Annotated in this window: 1 protein-coding gene; it reads left to right on the plus strand. The window is 66.5% G+C overall.

Translation table 11 applies throughout. From position 1 onward, the window contains the following. Positions 1-150 precede the first annotated feature (150 nt). Positions 151-1,326 (plus strand): ISAs1 family transposase, encoded by a 1,176-nt coding sequence (locus EV641_RS29080; protein ID WP_042445202.1) that lies wholly within the window; start codon positions 151-153, stop codon positions 1,324-1,326. Positions 1,327-1,370 lie beyond the last annotated feature (44 nt).

The following is a 1,370-nucleotide window of genomic DNA, read 5'->3' on the forward strand; positions in this document are numbered from 1 at the left end:
CAGGGCGCCGTAGTTGTTGATTAGCGACCCTGTGAACTGGGGTTTTCGCTTTATTCGAGGTGCTGTCCGGGCCGGTGGAGCGGGCATGGGGACAGGGATTGATCATGGGTGTGTCTTACGCATCCAACGATCGTCCACGAGGAGTCACCCATGCCCGCCGGGACAGTGTCCCCGATCGACCCCTGTCTTGACCAGCTGACCCGATGGAGTGGGGTCGTCGCCGACGACACACAGATGCCGGATCTGCTCACCACGCTCGAGGCGGTGCCCGATCCGCGCGCTCGGCGCGGTCGCCGCTACCGATTACCGTCACTGATCGCGGTGGCGTTGTGCGCGGTCTCCGCCGGAGCCCGCTCGTTCTACGCCATCGCCGATTGGGCCGCCGGTGTACCACGGCAAGTTTTACAGCGGTGCGGTATTCGATTCCGTGTTCCGAGCGAGGCTACGATCCGGCAGGTGTTCGGCCGGGTCGACGGTGACGCCCTGGATCGGGTGCTCGGCCGGCACCTGGCTGCCCGGGCCGGCGCCGACACCGTACGGTTGGCCGTGGCGGTGGACGGCAAGACGATCCGCGGTGCCCGCATCGGGAAACAGGCGGCGCCGCATCTGGTCGCGGCGGTCACTCACGGCGACACCGTCGTGCTCGGGCAGTGCCGCACCGCCGACAAGAGCAACGAGATCCCCACGGTCCGAAGGCTGTTGCGTGGGATCGATATCACCGGGGCGGTGGTCACCGTTGATGCAATGCATACGCAGAAGGCGACCGCCAGGTGCCTGCGCGAGCAATGCCGCGCCGAGTACGTCATGATCGTCAAGGCGAACCAGCCGGGCCTGCTCGCCCGGGTCCGGGACCAGCCGTGGGAGCAGGTGCCGGTGGTGTGGTCGGATCCGGTCGAGCGCGGCCACGGCCGCGAGGAACACCGCAGCTACAAGATCCTCACCGTGGCCCGTGGCCTGCGGTTTCCGTACGCCCAGCAGGTAATTCAGATAATCCGGCGTCGGCGTGTACTCGGTGCCGGCGCATGGAGCACCGAGGTGGTGTACGCGATCTGCTCACTGCCATGCGAGCAAGCACCACCGAAGTTGCTCGCGTCGTGGATCCGCGGACACTGGCACATCGAGAACAGAATCCATTACGTGCGTGATGTGACGTTCGACGAGGACCGGTCCGCTGTCCGCACCGGGCACGGTCCGCAGGTGATGGCGACGTTGCGGAACGTGGTGGTCGGTCTTCATCGTCGGGCCGGGCACTCGAACATCGCCCGGGCCTGCCGGCGACTGGCGGCCAACCCTCATCACGCGGTCGACCTGGTCTTGAGCGCATGAAACTCCAGGCCGCAGCCCCGGAAGTCAACAACTACGGCACCCTG

The sequence above is a fragment of the Rhodococcus sp. SMB37 genome, assembly GCF_004345605.1.
In the GTDB taxonomy this organism is placed as follows: domain Bacteria; phylum Actinomycetota; class Actinomycetes; order Mycobacteriales; family Mycobacteriaceae; genus Rhodococcus.